Origin of the sequence: Thalassospira sp. MCCC 1A01428 (assembly GCF_002115825.1) — a bacterium.
Lineage (GTDB): Bacteria > Pseudomonadota > Alphaproteobacteria > Rhodospirillales > Thalassospiraceae > Thalassospira.
In genome coordinates, this window is sequence record NZ_JFJZ01000130.1 from 1 (window position 1) to 1318 (window position 1318).

General features: G+C 47.6%; 1 protein-coding gene. It reads right to left on the minus strand.

Going from position 1 to position 1318, the window contains the following annotated elements:
- Positions 1 to 1275, minus strand: a 1275-nt coding sequence (locus THS27_RS26215; RefSeq protein WP_168185030.1) for a UvrD-helicase domain-containing protein, incomplete at its 3' end; no start/stop codon positions are given.
- Positions 1276 to 1318: the final 43 nt, after the last annotated feature.

Below are 1318 nucleotides of genomic sequence, written 5' to 3' on the forward strand. Positions count from 1 at the left end.
CAATTGAGTCCAGACCCTAGCTAAACCCGCTCCTAGGTCTTCGTATTCGGACAGTTTGGTTAGTTCTCTCAACTCCACAGGATGCAGGATTGTAAGATTGTCAAACGGTGCGACATTTCCGTTAACAAAGTTCTGCAACAATTTGGTAGCCTGTGCGAAGGCTCTATGATCAAAGCCAGCACGAATTTCAGCAGCAATTTCCTCAAGAAGCGGGGGAAGCTGCCCTTTTAATCTTGGTAACGGATTAATCGCTTGACGAAGTAAGACATCCGCAAAACGGGCTGTGAAGCCTGTAAAACAAGACTTCAGGAATTCAATGTATGCACGCGCCCTCTCTTCTTCAGAACTCTCATTTCGGCTCAATACTGATACTAGGGCGTCCAGCGCTTTCCTTGTATGCCCCTCCCAGATTGGAACCTGAAGCCAAGGGAACGCGCTTCGCATAGCTAAAAGTGTATCGTTCGACGACGCCAGAAGAAGAGCATCTTCACGGCTTCTGACAATCATATTGATTGCACGCCGACCATCTTGTTCGAATTGAGGCCTGTACTTGTATGCATGCGGTGAGTTTGCATTCTCAGAAAACTTGATTTGTAATCCCGTTACTGGCCGAGTTGGCAGAACGATCGGGTCGCCTGCAATCAGGCGGTTGCGAGCGTCCATAACCCAGGCACCTAGCTCATGATTACCACTGTTAATCCACCGATGCGGTCTGTCTAGAACAGCAAACGAAGCTTGAGATTTTAATCGCTCCCATTGTTGAATTCTCTGGTCAATAAAGTCGTTTGCGCCATTTCCACCGATAATACATTGCATGGGGTCACCAAAGATCCGGAGCTTGACGTTGCCGGAAGCAAAAATGCACATAATGAAGCCCTCTTGATCAGCAGAGGTATCTTGATGCTCGTCACAGATTATGACCGGAAAAGCTTGTGCGATTTTTTTTGCAATAAACTTATTGCATTGAACTAGCCCTCTCACCTTATTGGCTAGCAACTCAAATCGGCCATCCTGCTGCCGAACCCAAGCCCCAACATCTTGTGGTAAGTCGAGAGATAAGTGATATGCAGAAGCAACTTCGCCAATCAAACTATCGATAGTTCGAATTTCAATTTGGTTTGAAAGGTGCCTTGTCCGCCCTGAGAAAACTGACACCGCCGCATGCGTGTGAGTGAGAACCAAAACACGACAGGAAGAAATGTTCTCTGCGACCTCGACCGCGTAGTTCGCAGCCTGAAATGTTTTCCCACAACCTGCGGGGGCCTCAACCACCACTAAAGGATTATCTGACCTTAGTAGCCTAGGCTCAGGACCTATT